25 protein-coding genes are annotated in these 24813 nt (G+C 64.5%); 12 read left to right on the forward strand and 13 right to left on the reverse strand.

Annotated elements, in window-relative coordinates:
• Positions 1-73 precede the first annotated feature (73 nt).
• Positions 74-556, forward strand: a complete 483-nt coding sequence (locus tag J2805_RS01450; RefSeq protein ID WP_309968047.1) for a pyridoxamine 5'-phosphate oxidase family protein — start codon at positions 74-76, stop codon at positions 554-556.
• Positions 557-559: 3 nt separating this feature from the next.
• Here the strand turns inward: J2805_RS01450 and J2805_RS01455 are convergent, their stop codons facing one another.
• Positions 560-1165, reverse strand: coding sequence for a DUF6919 domain-containing protein (locus tag J2805_RS01455; RefSeq protein ID WP_309968050.1), 606 nt, complete (start codon positions 1163-1165; stop codon positions 560-562).
• Positions 1166-1261: 96 nt separating this feature from the next.
• Positions 1262-1843 (reverse strand): hypothetical protein, encoded by a 582-nt coding sequence (locus tag J2805_RS01460; protein ID WP_309968052.1) that lies wholly within the window; start codon positions 1841-1843, stop codon positions 1262-1264.
• Between the two features lie 168 nt (positions 1844-2011).
• On the opposite strand from J2805_RS01460, the gene J2805_RS01465 reads away from it, so the two are divergent.
• Complete coding sequence (locus J2805_RS01465; protein WP_309968055.1) at positions 2012-2401, forward strand: VOC family protein; 390 nt, start codon at positions 2012-2014, stop codon at positions 2399-2401.
• A 60-nt stretch (positions 2402-2461) separates the two neighbouring features.
• Complete coding sequence (locus tag J2805_RS01470; RefSeq protein ID WP_214952027.1) at positions 2462-2641, forward strand: PspC domain-containing protein; 180 nt, start codon at positions 2462-2464, stop codon at positions 2639-2641.
• Here J2805_RS01470 and J2805_RS01475 read toward each other — a convergent pair.
• The 4 genes from J2805_RS01475 to J2805_RS01490 all read right to left on the reverse strand — a co-directional run bounded on the left by J2805_RS01475 (position 2631) and on the right by J2805_RS01490 (position 8004).
• Complete coding sequence (locus J2805_RS01475; RefSeq protein WP_309968058.1) at positions 2631-3689, reverse strand: LacI family DNA-binding transcriptional regulator; 1059 nt, start codon at positions 3687-3689, stop codon at positions 2631-2633. The genes J2805_RS01470 and J2805_RS01475 overlap by 11 nt on opposite strands.
• Positions 3690-3747: 58 nt before the next feature.
• Entirely contained in the window at positions 3748-6339 is a 2592-nt protein-coding gene (locus J2805_RS01480; protein ID WP_309968061.1) for a GH32 C-terminal domain-containing protein, read from the reverse strand.
• A gap of 96 nt (positions 6340-6435) precedes the next feature.
• Positions 6436-7641, reverse strand: a complete 1206-nt coding sequence (locus tag J2805_RS01485; RefSeq protein ID WP_309968063.1) for a NosD domain-containing protein — start codon at positions 7639-7641, stop codon at positions 6436-6438.
• A gap of 171 nt (positions 7642-7812) precedes the next feature.
• Complete coding sequence (locus J2805_RS01490; RefSeq protein ID WP_309968066.1) at positions 7813-8004, reverse strand: hypothetical protein; 192 nt, start codon at positions 8002-8004, stop codon at positions 7813-7815.
• A gap of 355 nt (positions 8005-8359) precedes the next feature.
• Between J2805_RS01490 and J2805_RS01495 the strand changes: the two genes are divergently transcribed.
• The 7 genes from J2805_RS01495 (at position 8360) to J2805_RS01525 (ending at position 16680) form a co-directional block, all read left to right on the forward strand.
• Positions 8360-9637: an ABC transporter substrate-binding protein gene (locus J2805_RS01495; RefSeq protein WP_309968068.1), complete on the forward strand. Its 1278-nt coding sequence runs from the start codon at positions 8360-8362 to the stop codon at positions 9635-9637.
• An 83-nt stretch (positions 9638-9720) separates the two neighbouring features.
• The gene (locus J2805_RS01500) at positions 9721-10608 is read left to right on the forward strand and encodes a carbohydrate ABC transporter permease (RefSeq protein WP_309968072.1); all 888 of its coding nucleotides are present in this window, start codon (positions 9721-9723) and stop codon (positions 10606-10608) included.
• Complete coding sequence (locus tag J2805_RS01505) at positions 10608-11621, forward strand: carbohydrate ABC transporter permease (protein WP_309968075.1); 1014 nt, start codon at positions 10608-10610, stop codon at positions 11619-11621. The genes J2805_RS01500 and J2805_RS01505 overlap by 1 nt, the downstream gene beginning before the upstream one ends.
• Before the next feature lie 27 nt (positions 11622-11648).
• Positions 11649-13031 (forward strand): right-handed parallel beta-helix repeat-containing protein, encoded by a 1383-nt coding sequence (locus J2805_RS01510; RefSeq protein WP_309968077.1) that lies wholly within the window; start codon positions 11649-11651, stop codon positions 13029-13031.
• A gap of 16 nt (positions 13032-13047) precedes the next feature.
• On the forward strand, positions 13048-14118 hold the full coding sequence (locus tag J2805_RS01515) for a LacI family DNA-binding transcriptional regulator (protein ID WP_309968079.1): 1071 nt from the start codon (positions 13048-13050) through the stop codon (positions 14116-14118).
• Positions 14115-15650 carry a glycoside hydrolase family 32 protein gene (locus J2805_RS01520; RefSeq protein ID WP_309968082.1) on the forward strand — a complete coding sequence of 512 codons (1536 nt, stop codon included), beginning with the start codon at positions 14115-14117 and terminating at the stop codon, positions 15648-15650. Before J2805_RS01515 ends, J2805_RS01520 begins: the two co-directional genes overlap by 4 nt.
• A gap of 91 nt (positions 15651-15741) precedes the next feature.
• Positions 15742-16680, forward strand: a complete 939-nt coding sequence (locus J2805_RS01525) for a hypothetical protein (protein WP_309968085.1) — start codon at positions 15742-15744, stop codon at positions 16678-16680.
• Here the strand turns inward: J2805_RS01525 and J2805_RS01530 are convergent.
• The gene (locus J2805_RS01530) at positions 16649-17290 is read right to left on the reverse strand and encodes a nucleoside/nucleotide kinase family protein (RefSeq protein ID WP_309969067.1); all 642 of its coding nucleotides are present in this window, start codon (positions 17288-17290) and stop codon (positions 16649-16651) included. The genes J2805_RS01525 and J2805_RS01530 overlap by 32 nt on opposite strands.
• Positions 17291-17596: 306 nt before the next feature.
• Here J2805_RS01530 and J2805_RS01535 point away from each other — a divergent pair, with 306 nt between their 5' ends.
• On the forward strand, positions 17597-18070 hold the full coding sequence (locus J2805_RS01535) for a hypothetical protein (protein ID WP_309968088.1): 474 nt from the start codon (positions 17597-17599) through the stop codon (positions 18068-18070).
• An 85-nt stretch (positions 18071-18155) separates the two neighbouring features.
• Here the strand turns inward: J2805_RS01535 and J2805_RS01540 are convergent, their stop codons facing one another.
• Positions 18156-18560 carry a DUF5997 family protein gene (locus J2805_RS01540; RefSeq protein ID WP_043479868.1) on the reverse strand — a complete coding sequence of 135 codons (405 nt, stop codon included), beginning with the start codon at positions 18558-18560 and terminating at the stop codon, positions 18156-18158.
• Between the two features lie 67 nt (positions 18561-18627).
• Here J2805_RS01540 and J2805_RS01545 point away from each other — a divergent pair, with 67 nt between their 5' ends.
• Positions 18628-19377, forward strand: a complete 750-nt coding sequence (locus J2805_RS01545) for a LysR family transcriptional regulator substrate-binding protein (RefSeq protein ID WP_396134173.1) — start codon at positions 18628-18630, stop codon at positions 19375-19377.
• A gap of 74 nt (positions 19378-19451) precedes the next feature.
• Here the strand turns inward: J2805_RS01545 and J2805_RS01550 are convergent, their stop codons facing one another.
• From J2805_RS01550 to J2805_RS01570, 5 genes are all read right to left on the reverse strand, one after another.
• Positions 19452-19787: a hypothetical protein gene (locus J2805_RS01550; RefSeq protein WP_309968095.1), complete on the reverse strand. Its 336-nt coding sequence runs from the start codon at positions 19785-19787 to the stop codon at positions 19452-19454.
• A 150-nt stretch (positions 19788-19937) separates the two neighbouring features.
• Complete coding sequence (locus tag J2805_RS01555) at positions 19938-20945, reverse strand: ABC transporter permease (RefSeq protein WP_309968097.1); 1008 nt, start codon at positions 20943-20945, stop codon at positions 19938-19940.
• Complete coding sequence (locus tag J2805_RS01560) at positions 20942-22471, reverse strand: sugar ABC transporter ATP-binding protein (protein ID WP_309968099.1); 1530 nt, start codon at positions 22469-22471, stop codon at positions 20942-20944. Before J2805_RS01560 ends, J2805_RS01555 begins: the two co-directional genes overlap by 4 nt.
• A gap of 5 nt (positions 22472-22476) precedes the next feature.
• Entirely contained in the window at positions 22477-23475 is a 999-nt protein-coding gene (locus J2805_RS01565) for a sugar ABC transporter substrate-binding protein (RefSeq protein ID WP_309968101.1), read from the reverse strand.
• A gap of 253 nt (positions 23476-23728) precedes the next feature.
• Complete coding sequence (locus J2805_RS01570) at positions 23729-24742, reverse strand: LacI family DNA-binding transcriptional regulator (protein WP_309968104.1); 1014 nt, start codon at positions 24740-24742, stop codon at positions 23729-23731.
• Positions 24743-24813: the final 71 nt, after the last annotated feature.

The raw sequence follows: 24813 nt of genomic DNA on the forward strand, positions 1-24813 counted from the left end.
ACTAAGTACGCTTACTAATAGGCTGGGCCGGGTGGGGACGTTCCCCAGCTTGGACCAGAACGGGGTGAATAGCATGTCTGACACTGAGAACATCAGCAAAGTCACGGAAATCATCAACGATTCGCACATCGGGATGCTGACCACCATCAACGAAGAAGGCGCCCTCGTCAGCCGGCCGCTTGCGGTCCAGGAAGTAATGGACGACGGCGATATGTGGTTCTTCACGTCATCGGAAACTTCCCAGGTGGCGCACGTCCGCGCCGATCCGCGGGTGAACGTGTCCTTCGGCAAGAATACCGAATGGGTATCGGTGGCCGGTACGGCGGAAGTGGTCACGGACAGGCAGAAAATCCACGACATGTGGAACCAAGTGGTTGAAGCATGGTTCCCGGACGGACCGGACACGCCGGAGGTGGTCCTGCTGCGGGTCGACTCGGACTCGGCGGAGTACTGGACCAGCCCCGGCGGCAGGGCAGCAACGGTGCTTCAGTGGATGAAGTCCAAAGTCACGCACAGCCGCATGAGCGTCGGTGAAAGCGGAACGGTGGACCTGTAGTCCTTACTGCTGTTGCCGGAGTGCTGATATAACCTCCGGCAGCAGCACGTCGTTCCGTCCCCACAGCGGGTCCAGGACCTCCACGTACCAGGAATCGGCCAGGACCAGGGCCAGCGTTTCGTTGGTTTCGTCCGACCAGTCGCGGAGCTGGTCGTCGTCCACGGGGTTTTCACTGGACCCGAGCACCGTCACCACCTCGGCGCCGTCGAACGTAACCGGTATCGCCGCCGCGCTCGTTTCACCGGGGGCGTGGCCGATGGTGATGAGCTCGGACCGGGTGGACAGGGCCATGAGTTCAGCCGCCACCTCACCGTTGCAGAAACCGGTGACGTACTGGCGCTGGGCATGGCCGTCGTCTGAACGCACGCCGGGCTGGGATTCCTTCGTAAAGAGCCCGCTCCTGTTGATCGCCGCAAGGTCTGCGGCGATGGGCCGGGTCTCGTCGTCGAAGCTGGGTGCAAAGGTGCCGGGCTGGTATTCGCTCCGGGATTCAAGCCACCGGGCGGTGAGTTCTCCGGCCGCCGCGAGCGTGATGGCCTGCCGCCAGACTCCCCGGTCCGATCGCAACCTGCCGTGCTGGTCTCGTGTGTCCGTGACTAAAGGCTCCATTATGGGATGCTACCGCCGCCGGCTCAGGCCGTCCCAATGTCACCGACACACCGGTTAACGTCCGGGGCGGCGAATGTCCTCCCTGGGCGAGGCGACTCAGGGTGAAGGGACCCCGGCTGCGGCTTCCGCCCGGCCCAGGGCATGTTCCAGCCGGGCGACGGCGGGAAGGTACCCCGCGGCCTCGGCGGCGCGGAGGCGTTCGGCCTCTTTCATGGCTTTGATGAGGGCGGCCGTTTCGGGTCTGCGCACGTCGGTCATGTCGGGGAAGTCGATGCAGAAGGCGGGATCGAGCTCGTAACGTCGCCATCGGGCAAGCACCGTCCGGTGCCGCGCGGCCGCCGCCTCGAGGTCCTGGTGGGTGGCTGCCCGGTCCAGCCGTGTTTCCTGCCAGGTCAGCACCCGGGGACTCCACACGAACGATGCCACGGCCGTGAACGCGGCGAGGGAACCCGTTGCCAAGCCAAGCCATGGTGACGCGAGCGACGGGATGAGGACAGCAGGGAACACTATGACCAGCCCGGCGAAGGCGTCCCAGAAGACGGCGTCCAGCTGCCCCGCGTCGCGCCTGGCATGGTACCGCGCCGAAAAGACCGCACCGGCCACGCCGCACACCACCACGACGGCACAGACGGCCAGCTGCAGGGGCCCCATGGGGACCGATTCCGTGATGACAGACACCGCTCCACCTCCAACGGAACCTGACCGGAGTGGCTGGGTTCCGCTAATTCCATTGGAATCCCGGAGGGCGCGGCCGTCAATGGGCAGATCTCCGGACGGGTCCTGCCGCCGGTCTCTTGCGGACCGTAGCCGTTCCGGCACGGCGGGCGCCCGGGTAGCCTAGGCAGCATGCGACTGAAAATGTGCAGCATTCACGTCAAGGACCCGGCCGCGGCCCACCAGTTCTATACGGAGACCCTGGGTTTCGAGACCCTCATGGTCATGCCCGAATACAACCTGTACATCGTGAAGGACCCCGGCTCCGACGGGGGCAGTTCCGCGTCCGTGGGGCTGCTGCTGGAACCCAGCGACAATCCGCTTGGTGCCAATTACATGAATGGCCTCCACGACGCCGGGATGCCGGCGGTCGTGTTCGGCGTCCCCGATGTCCGGGCCGAGTACAAGCGTCTTACTGCCTTGGGCGTTATCTTCCAGGCGGAACCGACCGAAGACCCCACGGGCATCTCGGCGGTGCTGGACGACGGTTGCGGGAATTTCGTGCAGCTGCACCAGGACTGACGGCGGGATGAACGGCGCCGGGCTCTGGACCCGCCCCCGGGGCCGGCGTACTGTGGCCGCATGACTGCAGCTTTGGTTCGGCCCAGGAATGGCAAGATGATCGCCGGCGTCTGCGCCGGCCTCGCAGCCAGGTTTGGTATTTCAAAAGCCCTCGTCCGCATCGGCTTTGTGCTGTTCGGACTGTTCGGCGTGGGTGAATTGGTTTACATCGCGTTGTGGATCGTTATGCCTAAGGAGTGACTCCCCGTATTGAGCATGGTGCCGCCACCGAATCCCGCACCACCAGGGGGCATTCCAAGACGGTGGGGTGGGCTGCGAAGGGCCCCAGATCAGACTTGCCTTCAATGGCGTTAATCAGGTTTTCAGTGGCCCAGACGCCCATTTCGTAGTGCGGCAATGCCACGGTGGTGAGGGCCGGATGGAGGTTCTCGGCAATGAGTTCCTGGTTGTCGAAGCCAACCACCGAGAGCTCGTCCGGAATCCTGATGCCAAGTTCGCCGGCAGCCCGGTACAGGCCCATGGCCATGCGGTCGTTATAGCAGAACACGGCCGTTGGTCGGTCCTCCGACTGCAGCAGGCGCAGTGCCGCCTGGTAGCCACCGGGAACTTCGGAGTGCTCGGACTGGACCAGTCGGGGGTGGAACTCCAGGCCGGCATCCGCGAGGGTCTCCTTGAAGGCCCTGAGCCGGGAGTGCGTGGCGGGGACGTCATCGGTGTTGTTGATCATCCCGATCCTGGTGTGCCCGGCGTCGATCAGGGTCTGGACCGCCGCCCGCGCCCCGCCCTCCTCATCAGGGATCACCGACGGGACGGTGTGGCCCACGTCTTCGGAATCGACCAGAACGGACGGAAGCCCGGCCAGGCTTTTCGGCACGCTGAACCGGCGGTGGTACATCGTGGCGTACAGGATGCCGTCGACCTGGCGGTCCAGCAATGCGGCAACATCGTTCTCCCTTGAATCCGCCGATCCGGTGCTGGTGGAGTTGATGATCATGATGTTGTAGCCGCGGCGCTTGGCGGTTTCTTCCGAGCCCAGGATGATCCTGCCGGCGTGCGGAGTAGTGGCGATTTCCTCGCTGATGAACCCGATCATCCCGGAGCGCTGGGTCCGCAGCGCCTGCGCCAGCCGGTTCGGGCCGTACCCGAGCCGGCGGGCAGCCTCGTGGACCCGTTCCCGGGTTTCAGCCCCCACCCGCGCGTAGGCAACATGGTTAAGGACGTGGGAGACGGTGGTGACGGACACGCCGGCCGCGGCTGCTACGTCCTTGATTCCCACTGACTTGCTCATGCGTCTCCCACGTCCTTATGTTGTTGCTGATTCTACGTGCGGCTCACACGGGCCGCGGTCAGCCTCCCCACATGGCCCGGTTCAGGGGAGTCACCGTCATGCTTTCGAGCCGGGCAGTTCCGCCTTCGGAGAAGAGCGAAATGTTGGTCGCGCCAGCGTCCGGAAAGACCTGGTCCGTGATAGTCGTCAGGCCGTCCTGGGCGAAGAGCTCCACGGATGCACGGTCGACGTACAGGCGCAGGCGGAGCCGGCCATTGATCAACTCGACCCGCGGGTCCTCTACTGAACTGAAGGCTGGATGAAACCCCTCGTTGCCGGAGCTGGTCCTGTCGATGGAGAGCCGTTTCGTGGACGGAGCGTAGCCGATCCGGGTGGCTTCGGTTCCGTTGCCAAGGACCTTCAGGCCAAACGACGACGCCGTGCCGGGGGAGAACTCGGCATCGATCTGTACCACGTCCCCTGCGACCGGAAGCGTGGTGGTTCCCGGCACGATGTCCTGGGCCGGCGCCGTGTACGTGGCTGCCGTGTTCTTCAACCCATCGGCCTGGGACACCACCTGCTGCCGCAGCCGCGGGCCCATGGACGTCTGGGTCAGTACGACTTCACGCGGCAAGGCCATCGTTCCGCGCCAGGTGGTGGTTGGGGTGTCCTGGCCGTAGTCCCAGTTGTTCATCCAGCCCACCATGATGCGCTTGCCGCCGGGAGCATTGTTGAAGGACACCGTGGCGTAGTAGTCCCTGCCCCAGTCCAGCCAGTCGTGCTGCTCGAGGTGGGAGGCGTCCGAGGAAACAAACTCATCCGCCAGGAGGTGTCCCCAGCCGCCGCGGTTGTTGTCCACGATCCTGATGGTGGCCTGACTGCCCTTGTAGGCGCTGACGTCCCAGGCTTTCCACTCCAGGTGTTCGGAGTCGTTGCCGGTGGCGGTCCGGACGGTCTGGCCGTTCACCACCAGGTTCACCGTGGTTTCGTTGCTCCGGGGCTTCGCCTGCTCCGACCCCAGCACCATGTGGTCAAGCGTCAGATGGCCCCATGGCCCCGTTGCGTTGTCCACAACCCGGATGCGCGCGATCTGGCCGAAGTACTGGGCAACGTCCCAGTTCTGCCAGTTCAGGTCGCCGGAATTCGTGCCGGTTGCGGTACGTACCGGCACGCCGCCCACCAGCAGTTCGACCTGGAGCTGACCGTCAGGGCGGTGGCCACCGCCAAGAAGGAAACCGATATTGGTATTGGTGAGGTAGAACTCCGGGGACGTTATGGTGCCCACATTGTTGTCCTGATACGGCCCGCCTTCGAAGGTGTTGATCCGTTTTCCGATGGCGAATTCACCGCCCGACGCCGAGGGGTTGACTGCCGCCTGAAAGTCGCCGGCGAGCTGCCAGCCGGCTTGGGTGAGCGTCCCGGGGTAGTCGAAGCCGTCGAACAGCAGATAGCCCGGAGGGGCCTGGTTTCCCGACTGCTTGCCGGGTTCCTGCGGGTGCTTTCCGCCGCCGGCAAGGAAGTTGAGGTAGTCCTTGTCCAGCGTGAAAGGTGCTGATTCCATGGTGCCAACCGGGTTGTCGCCGCCGTGGAAGCCGTTCACCAGCCCGCCTCCAATGTTGCCGGTGACCGCCATTTGTCCTGAAAGACTTCCGGGGGCGGGGGCGCTTCCCCAGGGGCCGGAACTGTTTGACGGATCGTTCTGGACGTTCCAGCCGCTGTAGTTGCCGCCGTTGAAGCCGGCATGGACGTTCCCGGCTGGAAGCTGGTCGGCGGGATCGATGTTGTCGGCGGTGAACGTTGTGCCGTTGAAGGATCCGACGAAGTATTGTCCGCCGCTGCCGCCCGCGACGGCGCCGGGGTTGATGTTCACGGCGAGGACCCACTTGACGTTATTAGGGTCTCCGTCGACGGCAAGGGGGAAAAGGTCCGGGCATTCCCACTGCCCGCCCGTCGCATTTGCCGGACCGAAGTCGTCCAGATAGTTCCATTGCAACAGGTCGTTGCTCTTGTAGAAGAGGACCCGGTGCTCGTCTGCTTCAACGGCGGCCATCACCCAGTAGTCCGGACCGGTCGGGTTGTCGTACCAGAAGACCTTGGGGTCGCGGAAGCTGGACGTGTTCCTGTTGAGGACCGGGTTGTTGCCGTACTTCGTCCAGGTCTGCCCGTCGTCTGTGCTGAACGCCAGTGACTGCGCTTGTTTGCCGGCGAGGGTGGGATGGGCGGCAGTGTAATTGCTCGTGTAGGTGGCCACCAGTGGCGGATTTTGGAGAGTCCCCAGTCCGCTGGTGTTCTGGGTGTCCACTACTACGGACCCGGAGAAGATTTCCTCGATGACCTGGCCGGATCCGTTGAAACCCCGCGGAATGGCGAGCGGCTGTTCCTCCCAGTGGATCAGGTCGGTGGAGGAAGCATGGCCCCAGCTCATGTCCCCCCAGCGTGTCCCGTTGGGGTTGTACTGGTAATACATGTGGTATTTCCCGTTGTGGTAGACGAGCCCGTTGGGGTCGTTCATCCAGTTCGCTTCCGGCGTGTAGTGCACGTACGGCCGGTATTGCTGGGTGGCCGGGTCCGGGTCGATGGCCTGGGCGGTACTGGCGGCAACGGTGAATGAGGCGGCGCTGAGCGCCACCGCCGCCCCGATCGACATGAAGGCTTTGATGCGACTTGTCATCTTTGACAGACCTTTCGTCTAAGGCTTGCGTTGCAGTACGACGGCGGACCCACCCTTGGGGCGGCGTCCGCCGTCGTCCGTATTCATGCCGTGCGGTTAGGGCGTGGGCCTGAACGCGTAGTTGGAGGCGTACCGCACCACCTGGTTGCTATCGCCGCTGTCCAGCACCTTCGACCCGGAAGTTGACGCGTCCAGCACAACGGTGTGCACGGTGATGGCTGACACCGTGTTGTTGGTGGCGATGTAGTTGTTGTTTCCGGAAGCCACCAGGATGATGGTGGGCGTCTGCCCCGACGGGGTGACGGACCCGGAGGCCACGTCGAAGCTGAAGTGGTTTCCCGTGACGGTGTTGTTGCTTCCCGCGATGTGCACCAGTCCGAAGAGATCGTCCAGCCCGTTGTTGTAGGGCTTGAGGGGATCGAAAGGTTCCATCTGGCGCAGGAAGTGATTGGCCCCCACGAGGTTTTCCGTGCAGCTTCCTTCAAAATTCACCATGCCGGGGTAGAACGCATGGAAACGGTTGGACGTGATGGAGGAACGCATGCAGTCCTTGAAGTGCACGCTGCTCTTGCCCCTCGGGAAGACGTTGTTGCCCGTGACCAGCAGGCCCATGTGTCCCTCGGCGAAGATCGAGAATCCCACGAAGCCGGCCCCAATGAGGTTGTCCGTGACCTTCGAGGCCTGGCCCGATCCGGCCAGCTCCACGCATGATCCGCATTCGGCCAGGAAGTTGCCGCTGACGCTCAGGGCGTCCGTATCCCTCACCACGAGGCCATGCTCGAGATACACCATTCCCATGCCTTCGACGCGGCAGGAATCGTTGGCAGAATCGAAGCGGATGCCCGTTTTGCCATTGGTGTAGTCGTTCTCGTTGGACCCGAAGGACACTCCGTCGAGGCAGAAGTTTTCGAATACCACCGCGCTGAGCCGTGGATCCCCGGTGCGGTAGACCCGGAAGGCGTCGGTGTTCCCGTCGGTGTTTTCCACCCGGACGCGGCTGCCGCCGGGATTGATCTCGTGCCAGCCTGAGGTGCTGCCGGCGTTGTAGCGGATGCTCAGGGAGTTGAAGCCGTGGCCCGATCCGCGGATGGTCAGGAAGCTGATGTCCACGTTGACGCGGGTTTTGAGGGAGTAGTCTCCCGGGGGGATGTAGATGACGGCGCCGGGCTTGGACGCCTGGCTGGTCTGCTGGCTCTTGATGTCCGCGATGATGCTGTTGATGATGAGCCCGATGTCGTTGTACGGGGTGGCGGACGGGTTCCCTGGCACGCTCCAGGTGGTGACGTCATAGACGGTGGTCAAAGCTGGTTCTCCTCACATCGTTGGGGGACTGAACGTTGGTGCTTTTCGGTGGTGGGCCCACGCTGCCCGGGTTCCCTGGCCGAGCGTCAGCGAGGTCAGGAATGCAGTGGTGGGCCCACGCTGCCCGGGTTCCCTGGCCGAGCGTCAGCGAGGTCAGGGAGGCAGTGGGGACTAGAGGACGCCGATCAGGTGGCGGTGTCCCGACGGCGGTACGCCTGCCTCGGCCGTTTCTGTCACCTGACCGGGTGCTGCGGCTGCAGCACTGCCGGTCGCTGCCAAGGTGAAGGCAGCGCCTGCCACTGCTGCCGACGCCGTGAGGGCGCGCAGCACGCTCCGGCGGCTGATGTCCGGCATGGGTTTCATACGTTCTCCTTTGAATGGGGTCCCCGGCTGAGCCGTACGACAGTTTGGGAAGGGGTCCGAACGCTAAGAGCGGTTTGCCGGCGGACGGGAGGGTGCGCCGTCCGGCGGGAAGCGGAGGCAGACGGCGAATGCCAAAACTTGCCAAATCAGCCAAAATATGCCAAAACGGTTTGTCTGCCTGCGCCGATGACTCTAGGGCCGCACCGGGCCGTCCGTCAAGGGCCAAAATATTTCGCGTTGTGACGCTTGACACCCTCCAATCGGCACCCCTAAAGTGATGCCAAGTCGTTTTGGCAAAACGATTCTCCACCCCTAAACATTCTTGCCATCCCGTTCCGAGAGAAAGTCGACAGCGATGTCCACTCGAAAGACCATCTCCAGGCTCGCCTCCATCGGCGGCCTTTGCACCGCAGTCGCCCTTGTGGCCACGGGCTGCGGCGCTGGCGGCCCGGCGTCGTCGGGTAGCTCCGGTAGCACCGTGAACGTCCTGGTTGAAGCCGGCGGCCACGCCGAGCTGGCCGGCGTTGCCGAACAATGCAAGAAGGACACCGGACTCAACGTCAACTTCGTCGAGCTCCCGTACGACGGCCTGTTCAACAGGCTCTCCAGCGAGTTCTCCTCCGGCACCGTCTCCTTCGACGTCGCTGCCCTGGACTCCGTCTGGATCCCCAGCTTCAAGGACGCCGTCCAGCCCATTGATGAACTGTTCACTGACGAAGCCAAGAAGGACATCTTCCCGGCCCTGGTGAAGGAAGCCGAAGTGGACGGGCACTTCATCGGCATGCCGGCGTGGACCAACGCCGAGATCATCCTCTATCGCAAAGACCTCTTCGAGGATGCCAAGAACAAGGCCGAGTTCAAAGCCAAGTACGGCTACGACCTGGCGGCGCCCACCACTTGGAAGCAGTACCAGGACATTTCCGAGTTCTTCACCAAGGACGGCATGTACGGCACCGACGTCAAGGGTGCCGTGGAGACCGAATGGCTCGCCCACGTCCTGCAGGCAGGATCCGCCATGGTCCTGGACGAAAACAACAACGTAGTCGTGGACAACGCCGCCCATAAGGAAGCCCTCGACTTCTACGTCAGCATGACAAAGTCGGCTCCCCCGGGCGCCGCGCAGGTGGACTGGGCCGCCGCCCAGAACCTCTTCAACCAGGGCAAGACCGCCATGACCCGCTTCTGGGCCCACGCCTACCGGCAGATCCCCACGGACTCCCCGGTCGCAGGCAAGGTGGGCACCGCGGCGATGATCGGCGGCTCCGCCGGGGTGGCAGGCGTCCCCGGACCGTGGTACCTCTCTGTTCCCAAGGCAACCAAGAACACGGACAACGCCAAAAAGTTCATCAAGTGCGCCTACGACAACAACAGCCTCGGTATTGAATCCAGCCTGGGCCTTGCTTCCCGGATCTCGGCCTTCGAAAAGTACCAGGACAAGGCCGGCTACGAAAGCTTCAAGCCGCTCATCGAAACCCTGAACGGGGACGCTACGGCCACCCGGCCCGCCACCGAAAAGTGGCAGCAGATCGTGGACACCGTGCTGATTCCCGTCCTGCAGAAGGCCGTGGCCGGCGGCGACACCGCAGCCCTCCTGGCGGACGCCAAGAAGCAGATCCAGGACCTCCTCAAGTAAGACTCCGCGGCCGGCACCAGCCAGCGCGGCACCGCTCGCAAGTGCGGTGCCGGCCGTGGCCCCAACCAACAGAAGAGAAAACCGTGCGCATCTCCGATCGCCGCTTCGCCCTTTACCTCATGACCCCGGCGGCCCTGTTCCTGGCAGTGTTCGTGGCCTATCCGCTGTTCCGGCTCATCGCGGACAGCTTCTACAAGATCTCACCCATGGCCGGCGGCCCCCGCGACTTCGTCGGCCTGGACAACTACGTCAGAGCATTCACCTCGGAGGCCTTCATGGGGGCAGGCTGGCGCACGCTGGCCTACACCCTGGTGGTGGTCACCCTCGAGTTCGCCCTCGGCCTGGGCATGGCCCTGCTGTTCACCACCCTGGGACGCAAATCCGAGATCTGGCGGACCGTGTTCCTGTACCCGCTGATGATTGCCCCGATCGTCGCCGGCCTCCTGTGGAAGTTCCTGATGATCGACAACTTCGGCCTGATCGGCACCCTCCTGCACCAGGCCGGCATCCTGCAGAACCCTAACCAGATCGGCTGGCTCTCCAACCCGGACATCGTGCTGTTCTCAGTGGCCGTTCCGGATATCTGGCTGACCACGTCCTTCATGTGCCTGGTCCTCTTCGCCGGACTCCAGAACATTCCCGGAGACCTCATTGAGGCTGCCCGCCTCGACGGTGCAAGGGCTCCGGCGCTTCTGTTCCGGATCATCCTGCCGCTGCTCCGCCCGGTGATCGCCGTTGCACTGGTGGTCCGGGGCATCGACGCCGCCCGGGCCTTCGACACCATCCTCATCCAGACCAACGGCGGTCCGCAGTCCGCCTCCGAAACCATGAGCCTGCTGATCTACCGGACCATGATCCGCTTCGGCGATCCGGGCCTGGCCAGCGCTATGGGCACCATCTATCTGCTGGCGATGCTCGCCGTCGCCTTCTTCGCGGTGGCAACCATCTGGCGGCCAGGAAAGGACAACTGATGAGCATCGCCAAAACACGCCAAGCCGGCGAAGGAACCACCAGCGGAAACGCCGCCGGGGAGGTGGCCTACCGTCCCCGGCGCGACGGTGTTGTGCACTCCGGCTCCAGCCCGAACAACGGCCCGGAGGTTTCGACGACGGCAGGCAACAAGCGCCGTCCGCGCCGGCACCACGCCGAAGGCCTCGAGGCCGGAAAGCGCAGCACGCGGACCCTGCTGTGGATCCTCCTGGCGGCAGCCATGGTGCTCTACGGTTTTCCGTTCCTGTACCTGCTGTTCACGTCCTTCAAGACCCCGATCGACACCATCGCCGTGCCGCCCACCATCCTGCCCCGGGAATGGACACTGGAGAACTACACCAGCGCCCTCGGCCGGAGCGGGGTTCTGGCCTCGTTCATCAACAGCACGCAGACCGCCATCATCAGCACCCTGCTGTCCCTGGTCCTGGCGGTTCCCGCGGCATATGGGATCACCCGCTACAAAACACCGAGCGGCCGCGTGTTTATCATGGCCGCACTGGTCACGAGGATGGTGCCGCCTGTAGCCATCGGCATTCCGTTGGCATCGATGATGTCCTCCGTGGGACTTTCGGACACCCCGATTGCCCTCTCCATCGCCCACACCACCATCTCGCTGCCGCTGTCCATCTGGCTGATGTCCAGCTTCTTCGAAGCCGTGCCCAAGGACCTGGAGGAAGCGGCCACCGTGGATGGCTGCAGCCGGCTCGGCGCCCTGTGGCGGGTGGTCATCCCGGTGGTCTCCGGCGGCATCGCCGTCACCGCGATCTTCGCATTCCTGGCCTCCTGGAACGAGTTCCTCTTCGCCCTCCTCATGACGGCGATCCGCTCCCAGACCACCCCCGTGGTCATCGCGAATTTCCAGACCCAGTTCGGCCTCGACTGGGGATCCATGACGGCACTGGCTGCCGTCTACTCGATCCCGGTCATCCTCCTCACCCTTCTCCTGCAGCGCAAGATCGTCGCAGGCATGACGCTCGGCGCCGTCAAGGGCTGAGAAACCACAGCACAAAGGGAAGAACCTATGTCAAGCAACAACTGCTACGACGTGACTACGTGGCCCGTCGGCAATCCGTCCGAGGACGTCGGTGAAGTAATCAACAGCATCATCGCCGACATCAAGGACCGGCAGACGGTCGGCGATGCGAACGATGGAGGAAAGCCAGGCGCGGTGATCTACATTCCGCCCGGGGATTACCACCTCCGCACGCAGGTTGTCATCGACGTCAGCTTCCTCAGGATCCATGGCTCGGGTCATGGCTTTACGTCGTCGAGCATCCGGTTCAACGTTCCCGAAGACGAATGGCCCGACCTGCATGAGCTGTGGCCCGGCGGGAGTCGCGTTATCGTCGACATTCCCCTCGATGGAGAAGGAGGTGGAGCCGGGGAGGAATCCAAGGGAGCCGCCTTCTACGTTGAGCGAAACGGGAGCCCGCGGATCAGCTCGGTCGAGTTCTCCAACTTCTGCATCGACGGGTTGCACTTCAACCCGGATGGTTCGGGGATGCATCCGGAGAACACCTACGTCAACGGTAAGACCGGGATCTATGTCGCGAACGCCAATGACTCATTCCGGGTGAACGGCATGGGCTTTGTCTATCTTGAGAACGCGCTCACCATCTACAACGCGGACGCGCTTTCAATCCACGACAACTTCATCGCTGAATGCGGAAGCTGCATCGAGCTGCGCGGGTGGGGACAGGCATCAAAGATCACCGACAACCTGGTCGGAGCAGGCCCTAAGGGTCACTCGATCTACGCCGAGAACCATGGCGGGCTCCTGATAACCGCGAACAACGTCTTCCCCCGTGGTGCGAGCAGCGTCCATTTCAACGGCGTCACGCGGTCAAGCGTCACCAACAACCGTCTGCATTCGTTCTACCCCGGAATGCTGATTCTCGCGAACAGTTCGGAAAACCTCGTGGCCACGAATCACTTCCTGCGTGACCACGAACCCTGGACGCCCTTCCTGGGAGTGGACAACGGACTGGACGACCTCAACGGACTTCTCTCTGTCAGCGGCAGCAACAACTCTGTCGTAGGCAACCACTTCTCCCAGATCATCGACGGACAGAGCATCCGGCCAGCGGGTGCGACGCCTGTCATCATCCGGCTCATGGCGGGGGTTGGCAACTTCGTCTCCAACAACCACGTGGTGGCGATGGACGTTCACTCCACGTCAAGTGACTCCTGCTTCGAGGCCCAAGTGGGCGCTCTGTTGACCACCGAGGCTGCCAACGGCCTCGCCGTTACGGCCGTCATGGTCGATTCCGAATCAGCCCGGAATACGATCCTTGATTCCGGAAGTGACGCCCAAGTTATCGCAGACAGGGCTGTTAACGCCTTGAGGGCCACACCCACGGTCGGTTTCCAGACGGCACCTGCGCTATCAGCGCCAACACCATGAGGACGTAGGAGACCAAATGACCAATAGATCAGTCGGCATCAAGGATGTGGCGGCCGCGGCCGGGGTCTCTGTCACGACCGTCTCCCACGTCCTCAATGACGTTGCCTACGCCCGGGTGGGCGCGGGAACAAGAGAGCGGGTCCACGAAGCGGCCCAACGGCTGGGGTACGGGCCCAACCGGCTCGCCCAGGCCCTGCGCACTCAACGCTCCGGGATGATCGGGTTCATCAGCGAGGAAATTGCCACCACCCCGCACGCAGGCAGGATCATCCTCGGGGCCGAGGAAACGGCTCGGGCCCGCGGGTACCGCATCATGATCATCAACTCCACCAGCACCAGCTCCCAGGATTCCAAGGAGAGCCAGGTGGCGGATCTGCTGGACCGGCAGGTGGACGGCATCCTGTACGCCACGATGTATCACCGGAAGCTGGCTGTCCCTAAGAACCTGGCCGGACTTCCGGCGGTCCTGGTGGACTCCGAAGACATCAGCCACACCGTTTCCTGCGTCATCCCCGACGAAATGGGCGGCGCAAGGTCGGCCGTGCAAACCCTGATCGACGCCGGGCACACCCGGATCGGGATGCTCAACAACACTGACGACGTGCCGGCAACGTACTCCCGGCTCAGGGCCTTCAAGGACACGCTGGCAGATGCCGGGCTACCGTTTCACGAAGAACTGGTCCAGTCGGAGCTTTCGGAGGTGCCTGGCGGCCACCAGGCGGCCCTGCGCCTGCTAAGACCTGAAAGCCGGCCCACGGCCGTGTTCTGCTACAACGACCGCATGGCCATGGGCGCCTACCGGGCGGCCCGGGAACTTGGTCTTACGATTCCGGACGACATTTCCGTTGTCGGTTTCGACAACCAACAACTGATCGCTGAAAATCTCTACCCCGCGCTGACAACCGTCACCCTGCCCCACTACGAAATGGGTGCATGGGCAACCGAAAACCTGATCGACGCCATCGAGGGAAAAACGGACCTGCAGCTGTTCGCCGCTCATCCGACAGCTCTTCCCTGTCCCATGGTTCTTCGCGATTCCGTCAGCTCCCCAAGACACAAGGGCGCCTCGAATGGAGAACTCCGATGACTGAAACAACAACGCACCGTGCCGGCCCCGCCGAAGACACAGCCCCCGCCTTACGGCCAGTAATTCATTACACGGCCAAAAACACCTGGCTGAACGACCCCAACGGACTCGTGTGGCACCAGGGTGTCTACCACCTCTTCTACCAAAACAACCCCTTCGGCAATGTCTGGGGCAATATGTCCTGGGGACATGCCACCTCAACCGATCTCCTGCACTGGACCGAACACCCGGTTGCCATCGCCTGCGATGAGGAAGAAGACGTCTTTTCAGGCAGCATCGTGGTGGACCACGGCAATACCTCGGGATTCGGCACAGTGAAGCATCCGGCCCTGGTGGCCATCTACACGAGCGCCTTCAAGGAAGGCTCGGTGCGCCAAGGGACCCAAGCCCAGTCCCTGGCGTTCTCCACGGACGCCGGCATGACGTGGACCAAATACTCAGGCAGCCCGGTGCTTGGCCGCGGCTCGGCCCACTTCCGGGATCCCAAGGTGTTCCGCCACGAGGGGCCGGCCGGTTCCTGGTGGGTCATGGTGGCGGTGGAGGCCCAGCAGCAGCAGGTTGTGGTGTACCGCTCGGCCAACCTCAAGGATTGGGAATACCTGAGCACCTTCGGCCCGGCCAACGCCGCAGACGGCGAATGGGAATGCCCCGACCTGTTCCCGCTCCCCGTCGACGGAGACCCGGGCAACGTCAAGTGGGTCCTGGTGGTCAACATCAACCCGGGTGCCGTGGCGGGCGGCTCGGGAGGGCAGTACTTCGTCGGCGATTTCGACGGGGTGCAGTTCACCGCTGACCCTGATTCCCTCGTTCCGGCGGATTCGCAGGGGACCACGGATCTCAGACACTGTCTGTGGCTCGACTGGGGACGTGACTACTACGCCGCTGTTTCTTTCAGCAATGCGCCGGAGAACCGCCGCATCATGATCGGCTGGATGAACAACTGGGACTATGCCAACTCCCTGCCCACGTCTCCGTGGCGCTCCGGGATGTCTCTTGCCCGCGAGGTCCAGCTCGTGACGGTGGACGGTTTGCCGCGCCTGGTGCAGCGCCCGGTGCTGCCGTTGGGCTGTGGGGAGCCGGCCCGCATCATCCGGGACCTGGAACTTCACGACTCCACTTTGGAACTGCCGGACGCGGTGCCCGGATCAGCCCAGCTGATCGAGGCCGAGATCCTGCCCGGCACGGCCCGGACCGTCACTTTCAGGCTTCTCGCCGCAGCGGGCGGGAGCGCCGCAACGGTTCTCAGCTTTGATGCCGTGACGAGCCGGCTCAGCCTGGATCGCCGCAACTCCGGAAACACCGCCTTCCACGCAAAGTTTGCGTCGGCTGAGTCGGCACCCGTGAAGCTCGACGGCGGCGTGCTGAGGCTGCGTGTGATCGTCGACCAGTGCTCGGTGGAGGTCTTCGCCCAGGGCGGCAGGGTTGTCCTGAGCGATCTGGTGTTCCCACTGTCCGGGAACCGGGGCACCGACTTGCGCGTGGTAGGCGGCACGGCCATTGTGCGGAAACTGGCCGTCACGGCCTTGTCCTAAAGACAGCACCGCTTACGGCTCCCGCCCACGACCTGTTCAACGCTCCGCAACGGGGGCACAATGAATCCACCTTTACCTTGGTGGTGGACGCGTGGCGGTGGCAATCGTGGTCGTTTGCACGTTTATGCTGCTGGCTGCCCTGGCAATGGTGATCGCCTGGGGTGGGCGCTCCGTAAGAGAGCCCTTGCAGGCCGTCCCGACGGCCGATCCGGTTCCTTTGTCGGTGCCCGCACAGGATGTTGCGGCGAGTGCCCAGGTTTCCGCGATGCGCCGCTACCTGTGGTGGGCCAACGTGGCAACGGTGGCTGCAGTCGCGTCCGGGCTGCTGGTGGCATGGGCCGGCGGCAGGCTGGTGATGCGGGTCCTGGCCGTCACCTCACCGGCGTCAGCCCAGGGCCGCCTGACCGAGGCCCAGGCCAACGTCGGTTTTCCCACTGTCGAGGGCAGCATTGCCCTGCTGTTCTTTGGGGGACTCCCGGCAGGTTTCGCCGCGGCGTTCATCTATGTCCTGCTCCATCGCTGGTTCCCGGCCGGAAGGTGGGCTGGCCCGCTGCTTGGAACGCTGTTGCTTCTGGTCTTCGGCGCCTCTGTGGAACCGTTCCGGTCCGACAACATCGACTTCGGGATCGTAGGACCGGGCTGGCTGTCAGTGGTGCTCTTCTCCGCACTGGCCGTCCTGCATGGTGCCGTCGTGGCCGCAGTGGCCGGCGCCTTCAGCGGACGCCTTCCGCTGCCGTTCGGACAAAACTGGAAATACTACTTGCCCCTGCTGGCGGCCGTCATCTTCCTGCCTGCGGGTGTGCTGCTCGGAGCCGGCGCGCTGGCAGTTATGGTGTGGACCCGGCTGGATGACTTTGTCCGGTCCAGGCGGCGGCCGGGTGCCGGCGAGGGGGTACCTGCAGCCAAGCCGCCAAGTGCCGACCGTCGCAGAGCGGTCATTGACTGGGCGGGGCGCGGAGTTCTCGGCGTGGCGGCAGTGGCGGCCTTGCCTCCCTTTGTCAGCGCAGTTGCGTCGATTGTTTCGCGCTAATCCGACCGGCGCCGGCAGCTGCCCCTCCGGAACCAGCCCCCGTGGCTGCCCCGTTGATCGCGTCAGTGAGGGCGTGCAGGACCTCGTCCGGGGCGCCGCCGGCATCGATCCGGAGGAATCCGGGGAACTCCGGAAGGGTCCGGTAGCCCTCGCTGAGCGCTGTCAGTTCCTCGAGAGTTTCGGTGTCGGTGCCACGCAGGAGGATGCGTTCCAGTGCCTGCTCCGGGGCAATGTCGAAGTGGATCACGAGGTCAGGCTTAGGCAGGCGCCGCAGCAGCCACGGAAGGAACCGGCCGTGCGGAAGCCCCCGGACGCTGCGCAGCCCCAGCTGGCAGTACAGGTGCCGGTCCATCACCACCAGGCCGGGAAAGCTGTGGGCGCGGGCGTGGGAAACCAGCACATTGATCGTCCGGATCACGGTCTCCAAGGCATCCGCCAGGCGGGGGCTGAGGGGAACTCCGGTGCGGGCCGACCACTGCGTCAGGTTCCGGCGTCCGGCATGGTTGCGCAGGAGCAGCGCCTTGCCTCCGGCCAGACGCGCGGCTTCCACGGCTCCACGGGCGGCAGTGGTTTTTCCGGCACCGTCGATTCCGGTCAGGACAATCAGCAGGATGGCTCGTTTCGTCGGGCGGCAGCTGGTGCGCCGCAGTTTGGGTGCGGTTTGCAGGTTCGGGAGCCGGGGCGGCGGGCCGCCGGGTCTAAAGACTCAACGAGGGACCGTCCCCGGTTGTCCCCGACCAACACCGCGGGCTATCGGGTTTGGGCTTTGACGGCGGCTCCGGGAGCGCCCCGGGTGGGGATGGATTCAACGGTGGCGGCCGAACTTGTTCGCTGTTCGCCGTCCGGATTTCATCCGCCGTTAATGGCGGACTTCTAGGGTGATTCCTCAGGCACTATCCGCTAGAAGGGAACCATCATGGCCGATATCGCTGCTGTGCTGGGACGGCTCACCCCGGAAGAGCTCGACGAGCTCCGGGCCATTGGTCCCCAGGGGCACCTGACCAGGCAACTCGTCGACGCCCTAGACAGGGCGGCTGGTGGGTCAGGTTCCGGCCGAGGCTATTACGTGCCCACCGGGAGCGTGAGTGCAACGGGCGGACCCCATCTTGTGCTGCGCAGCGACGTTTCCGCGTGGCTCTTCGGGGCAGCTCCGCAGATTCCGCACGGAGAGGCCGCGGACTCCGCATCCGGGGCGTCGGCCGGAACCGACTGGTCCGAGCTGCGCCCCGGCGACAGGGTGTCAATTGTGCGCGGCAACCGCGTCACGGCGTCGGGCATCGTGGACGCCATGACAGAGGATGCCTCCACCGTATGGGTTCTCTTCGAGGGCGTCGCACCCCGGCGCATGTTCCACCGGGACGACCCGGACGAACTGCGCCCCGTGCGCTAGTTTCCGCAAGATGAGCCTGTCGGCGGATCATGGCCGTCAAGCCGCGGATCCGCGGACAAGCCCGGGAGTTTCCGGGGACGTTGCCCTACTCGGCCTTGGCGCGGGCCTTCTTGGCGTCCTTCTTGGCGGCTTCGTCCTTCACGCGCTGGGCTTCGGCGCGGACTGCCGCGTGCGTAGAGCGCTCGGCGACCAGCCAGGCCGGGGGCGCCTGGAGCAGCGCGGTGATTTCCGCCGTCGTGAGTGCTTCTTCGACGCCGCCGCGGGCCAGGCCGCTGATGGAAACGTTCAGTTTCTGTGCCACGACCGGGCGGGGGTGCGGGCCGTTGCGGCGGAGTTCGGCCAGCCACTCCGGCGGGTTGGCCTGGAGCTCGGCGAAATCGGCGCGGGTGATAACCGAATCCTGGAACTCCTGGGGTGTTGCGGGCAGGTAGATGCCAAGCTTCTTGGCAACGGTGGCCGGCTTCATGGACTGGGAGTTTGCAGAGGTCATGGTTCAAGGGTATCCGGCGGGTGGCCTGCAGGGCACCATCCACCGGCTCTGGCGGTACTGTGAACGTGTGTCCGCTGAAGAAGAATTCCCGCAAGCCCCCGCACCTTCGGAGCCGGAAGGCCGGGTGCTGCGCTTCGCGTACGTTGCCGGCGTGACGCCGGGGAAATGGATCCGGCGCTGGGAAGAGCGGATGCCGGACGTTCCGCTGCACTCTTTTATGTCCGACGACGGCGCGCAGCTTGCGGTTCTCCGCGACGGCGCCGCGGACCTCAGCTTTGTCCGCCTGCCGGTGGAGCGCGAGGGCCTGAACGTGATTCCCCTGTATGAAGAGCAGCCCGTGGTGGTTGCCCCTAAGGGCCACGAAATTTCGGTGTTCGAAGAGGTGGCGCTGGCGGACCTTGCCGCGGAAACGTTCCTGGATGTGGCTGAACTCGGCGGGCCGGAAATGGCCCTTCAAGTGGTGGCCTCCGGTGCAGGCCTCGCCATCCTGCCGATGTCCGTTGCCCGCCACTTCAATGTGAAGGACACCGTTGCCCGGAAACTCACCGGCGCCCCAAGCACGCAGATCGCGCTGGCCTGGCCCCAGGCAGCCCCGCAGGATGACGTGGACGAGGTCATTGAGGAGTTCATCGGGATTGTCCGCGGGCGGACAGCCCAGAGCTCCCGCCAGCCGTCGGCGCAGCTTGAGAAACCCAAGAAGGAGCCGAAGCCGGACCGGCGCGGGACCGGCGTCAAGAAGCCGAAGGTTGCCCAGCGCTATGCCCCCAATCCGGACAAGGGCCGCGGAAAGGGTTCACGCAAAAAGGGCAAACGCTAAGGCTTTGATGTCTGAGTAAAGTCGGGGCTCGAACTGACCCGGTTATATGCTGACTCAGTTATATTGAGCCGGCCCTAGGCCGTGCAGGCGTCCTTAAGGGCCGTGACGGACTCAGCGGGAACCTGGTCGCCGGCTTCGGCGATCTGCCGCAGGGGAGTGGTGATCTCCGAGGGCACACCCGCGGTCTCCGCGCCGGCCACCAGGCCGCCCAGCAGTTCCTTGTCTTTGACGCTGACAAGCCCGTCCTCAACGAGTGCGCAGATCTGGCCCTTGACCTGGTCGGCGGCCGCGGTGGCCACCTGGGATGCGCCGTCGCTCACCGCTTTTTCGGCTGCTTCCTGGACCTGGCCGCAACCGGTCAGGAGAACGATGAGGGCGGCAGCGGACAGGGCGGCGAGGCTTGATTTCATGCTTCCACCCTAGCAAGCGACGGCTGGAGTCGGACCCGGCGGAACGTTGCGTGAAGCGCGAAGTCGCCGCAAAGCGGGTGGGGTCGCCGGAACCTTACGGCGACTTCACGCGCTTCCGGCGACTTGGCGGCAAGCTCAGAAAGAGGGTGTCTAGTTGCGTTTGTTGAAGATGACGTCGACTGCCACGGCGAGGATGATGACCGCGCCCTTGACCATGCCTTGCCAGTAGGCGGCGACGCCGAGGAGGACCAGGCCGCTGGAGAGGGAGGCGAGGATGAGAACTCCGACGATGGTGCGCGGGACGGATCCGAAACCGCCGCTGAGCCGGGTGCCGCCGATGATCACGGCCGCGATGGCGTCCAGTTCGGCTCCGGGGAGGGCAACGGGGGAAGCCGTCTGGAGCCGGGCGGTCAGCAGGATGCCGGCGATGCCGGCGCAGACCGCGCAGACGATGTAGGCAATGGTCAGCACCCGGTTGACCTTGATGCCGGCCAGGCGGCTGGCTTCGAAGTTTCCGCCGATGGCGTAGATGTGGCGGCCGAAGCGCGTGTGGGCCAGGACGATGTGGGCGGCAATTGCGATACCCACGAACCAGAACACGATGCTGGAGACGCCCATGATCTTCAGGGATGTCAGGCCGGTGAGCCAGCCCGGGAGGTTGCTGACGGAACCGCCGTCGTTAATCAGCAGTGCCACGGACGTGAGGATCGTGTACATGCCCAGGGTCACGACGAACGGGTTGACCTTGGCTTTCGAGATGAGTGTGCCGCTGACCAGGCCGACGATGATGGAGGACAGTACGGCCAGGGCGATGGCGGGGAACATGCCCAGGGGACTGACCAGGCCTACCACCATTCCGGCGACGACGGCGGTGCGTGCTACGGCGAGGTCGAACCCGCCCGTGAGCATCACTACGGTCTGGCCGATGGCGAGGATGCCGATCACCGAGGCGCTCAGGAGGATGTTGCGGATGTTGCCCTCGGACAGGAACTCCGGCCGCACCGCCGCGAAGACCAGCAGCAGGACGCCGAAGAAGATGATGAGGCCGTTGCGCCGAAGAACCGGTCGAAGCTGCTTGGTCCAGTCGGCCCGGGATGGTGCCTTGGGCAGCTGCACACCATCCGGTGTGGCCGTGGGTGCCGTGGATTGGATCGTCATTGCTTTGCTCCCTGCTTGAGGTGTTCCTCGGAGGCCATGCGGGCCCGGAGAACGGCTTCTTCGGTGGCGTCCTTGCCACTCATTTCGGCCACAACGCGGCCCTCGTCAAAGACGAGGACGCGGTGGCTCATACCCTGTAGTTCGGCCTGATCCGCCGAGACGATGATGACGGCCATGCCCGTTGCGGTCAGCTCCACGATCTGGTCGTAGATTTCGCGCCGTGCGCCGACGTCGACGCCGAGCGTGGGCTCGTCCAGGATCAGCAGCTTCGGGGAAACCGCGGCCCAGCGTGCCAGCAGGGCCTTTTGCTGGTTGCCGCCGCTGAGGGTGACAATCTCCTGGTTCGGGCTGGCCGAGCGGACGTCGAATTTGCTGATCAGGTCCAGGCCGATCCTCTTCTCGGCCCGGGGGTTCAGGACTCCCAGGCGGCCCAGCCGGTGGGATTTGACCAGGGTGGCATTCCGCCAGACTGACAGGGACGGGATCAGGCCGTCCGTTTTCCGGTCGCCGGAGACGTACCCGATTCCGGCCGCTGTGGCCAGGTCGGGCCGGCCGTGCGGGAGCGGTTTGCCGTTCAGAGTCATAGTCCCGCGGCCGGTGTCGGCGCCGAAGATGATGCGTGCGATGTTCCGCTGGCCGGCGCCGATGGCTCCGGTGATGCCAAGGATTTCACCGGTATGGACGGTGAAGCTGACATCGCGTGCCCGCTTTCCGGACACGCGGTCGACGTCCAGGACGGCGTCGGCGCCGACGGCGGGCAGCTCCGGGTACAGGTCGGTGATCTGTCGGCCCACCAGGAGCGGGATGATCTCGTCCGGCACGGAGTGTTCCTTGTCCAGCTCGCCGGCGTAGGAGCCGTCACGCAGGACCACCACGCGGTCACAGATCCGCGGGATTTCGTCCAGGCGATGGCTGACGTAGAGAACCGGGATGCCCTGGGCCTTGAGTTTGCGGATGACGTCGAACAGTTCGTCCACTTCGTCCGGGTTCAGGGCCGCGGTAGGTTCATCCAGGATGATCAGGGTTCCGGCCTCGCTGGAGGCCTTGAGGATCTCCACCCGCTGGCGTTGGGCCACCGTGAGGTCGCCGGCCAAGGTCCTGAGGGGGAGCTCGATACCGGAACGGTCCACCAGTTCCTGGGCCCGCCGTAGGGTCTCGCGCTTACGGATCCAGAACTTTGCGGCCTTGGTGCCCGGCTCCTTGCCCAGCACCAGGTTTTCGGCGACCGTCAGGTTGTCGGCCAGCATGGAGTGCTGGTGGACGGTGGCGATCCCGGCGGCCAGGGCCTCGGAAGGTTCCTTGAAGTGCGTGTCCGTGCCGTTGATGACAATGGTGCCGCCGTCCGGCCGGTAGACACCGGACAGGACCTTGATCAGCGTTGACTTGCCCGCGCCGTTTTCGCCGAGCAGCCCCACCACTTCGCCGGCATACAGGTCGAGGTCGATTCCCTTGAGGGCCGGCACGCCGGCGAAGAGCTTGCGGATGCCCTTCGCCGACACACGGGGTGTTTCAGTGGCGGCAGACACAGGTCTCACCACTCGCCGGGGTACTGGCCAACGTTTTCCTTCGTCACCTTGACGGCGGAAACCTCAACCGTGGGACGGTCGCTGAGGGTAGTCGTGGTGACGGATTCCTTGCGCATGATTTTGACCAGCGTTTCGACGGCGGCCGTGGCGTCCTGTTTCGCGGACACCCAGACGGTGCCGTACAGCTCGCCGGATGCGACGGCGGCCGTGCCTTCCATGCTGCCGCCGATGCCGATCACCTTGATGCCGTCCTGGCGGCCCTGCTCCTTGATGACGCGGGCGGCGGCGACGGCCTCAGGATCTGTCTGAGTCAGCATGATGTCCACCTTGGGGTGTTTCTGCAGGAGGGTCTGGGTGACTTCAACTGCCTTGGTGGGGTCGAAGTCATTGGACTGCTTGTCGATGATCTTGATGTTGGAAGCCTCCTTGATCCCCTCCATGAGGCCGGCCGACCGTTCGATCTGCGGGGTGGACCCGAGGGTCCCTTCCTGTAGGACCACCTGGCAGGGGTTGATGTCCTTGCAGGCTCGAACCACCAGTTCGCCCTGCATCTTGCCGATGGCTACATCGTTGAAGCCGACGTGCACGCGTGGATTGGCGCCCTCCAGCCCGCCGTAGGGAACCTCCAGGGTCCGGTTGCCGGTGATCAGGATGGCGTCCGCGTCGGACGCAGCCTGGGCCACCGAACCGTTGGCCTTGGGGTCAACGGACGCGATGATGATGCCCTTGGCGCCGCCCACGAGGAGACTGTTGACCTGGTCGTTCTGGGTGTTTGCATCGCCTTTCGCGTCGGAGAAGGAGGCGTCGACGCCGAGTTTCGCGGCGGCGTCGCGCGCGGCGTTCTGCCAGCCAGTCCAGAACGTCTGGTTGCCGGCGGGAAGGGCGATGCCGATCTTTTCCTTGGTTCCGCTTCCTGATTCGGTGCCGGCGCCGGCTGCGGAGCAGCCGGCGAGGGCGAGGGCAGCCACTGCGCTCAGGGCAGCGGCCTTGGTGATTTTGTGCATGGGGTTCTCCTGGGAGTTCTTCGTTGGACTGGCACAGGGGGAGGGTGCTTGGAACCGCGATGTCGTTACGTTCTAATGTCAGGACAAATGCGGGATGAAGAAACTGTAGCGCTCCAATAATGAAGATCACAAGAGATTTGGAAGAAAATTGTTGCGCTCCAATTTTTCGGCGGCGCACGAAGTCGCCGCAACGCCGCGGGGCCGCCGGAAAGCTACGGCGACTTCACACGCTTCCGGCGGCCCGGCCGCAGGCTCAGCTGGACAGGCGTGCCGTGGTGCCCCGCACGATGAGGGCGGGCTCGATCAGCTTGCGCCTGGGCTTGAGGGCTGGGTCCTGGATCCGTGCCAGCAGGGTGTTCGCGACATCGACGCCGACGAGGTCGCTGCGGTTGTCCACGGATGTCATGTCGAGGTAGCGCGACTTGGCCAGCGGGGAGTTGTCGTAGCCGATCACGGACAGGTCGTCCGGAACGGACAGGCCGCGTGCCTTGGCCGCTGCGAAGGCGCCCAGGGCCATGGTGTCATTGGCGGCGAACAGGGCAGTTGTGTCGGGGTGGTGGTCCAGCAGCCAGCAGGCGGCCGCGTAGCCGTCCTCCTCGGAAGTCCCCTGGGACTCGCCGGCGATCCGCACCTCGACGCCGGCCTCAAGGATGCGGCTGCGGAAGCCTTCGCGGCGGTGGGACGCGGCACCCCCGGAGCCCGTGAGGTGCCCGATGCGGCTGTGGCCGAGGCTGAGCAGGTGCTCGGCAGCCATGCGGCCGCCGCCGGCGTCGTCGTTGGTGATGAGGTCGGCGCCGGCCGGGACGTCGTTCCGCCAGCCGGCCACGACGGCGGGAATCCACGTTCCGGCCAGCATGGATTCACTGGGTTCGGCCGCGATGACGAGCCCCTCTACGTGCATGCCCAGCAGGCCGTCCGTAGCTTCTGTGATGCGGTTCTCCCCGGGCCGTGAATCCGCCAAAGTCACTTGGTAGCCATGCGGCGAAAGGGCGGATTCCATGCCACGGAGGAGGTCCACGAACCATAGGTTCCGGTAGTCGTCAATGACCAGCCCGATGCTTTTGGTCTGGCTGCTCGCGAGCGTGGTCGCGGCCCGACTGGGGCGGTATCCTAGCTCCGACATCGCCGCCTGGACTGCCTTCCGGCGCTTCTCGCTGACCTTGGACGGGTTTTGAAGCACAAGCGAAACCAGGGACGGAGAGACGCCTGCGGTGGTGGCGACGTCGTAGATCGTCGGTCGGCGCGACCTGGGAGTGTTCTGCGTCATCTGTAGAGCCTTTCACATCTGCTCCGAGGATAACCGTCCGGGGTATTGACAGGACATATGTACATGACTAC

Source organism: Arthrobacter oryzae (genome assembly GCF_031454875.1).
GTDB classification, from domain to species: domain Bacteria; phylum Actinomycetota; class Actinomycetes; order Actinomycetales; family Micrococcaceae; genus Arthrobacter; species Arthrobacter oryzae_D.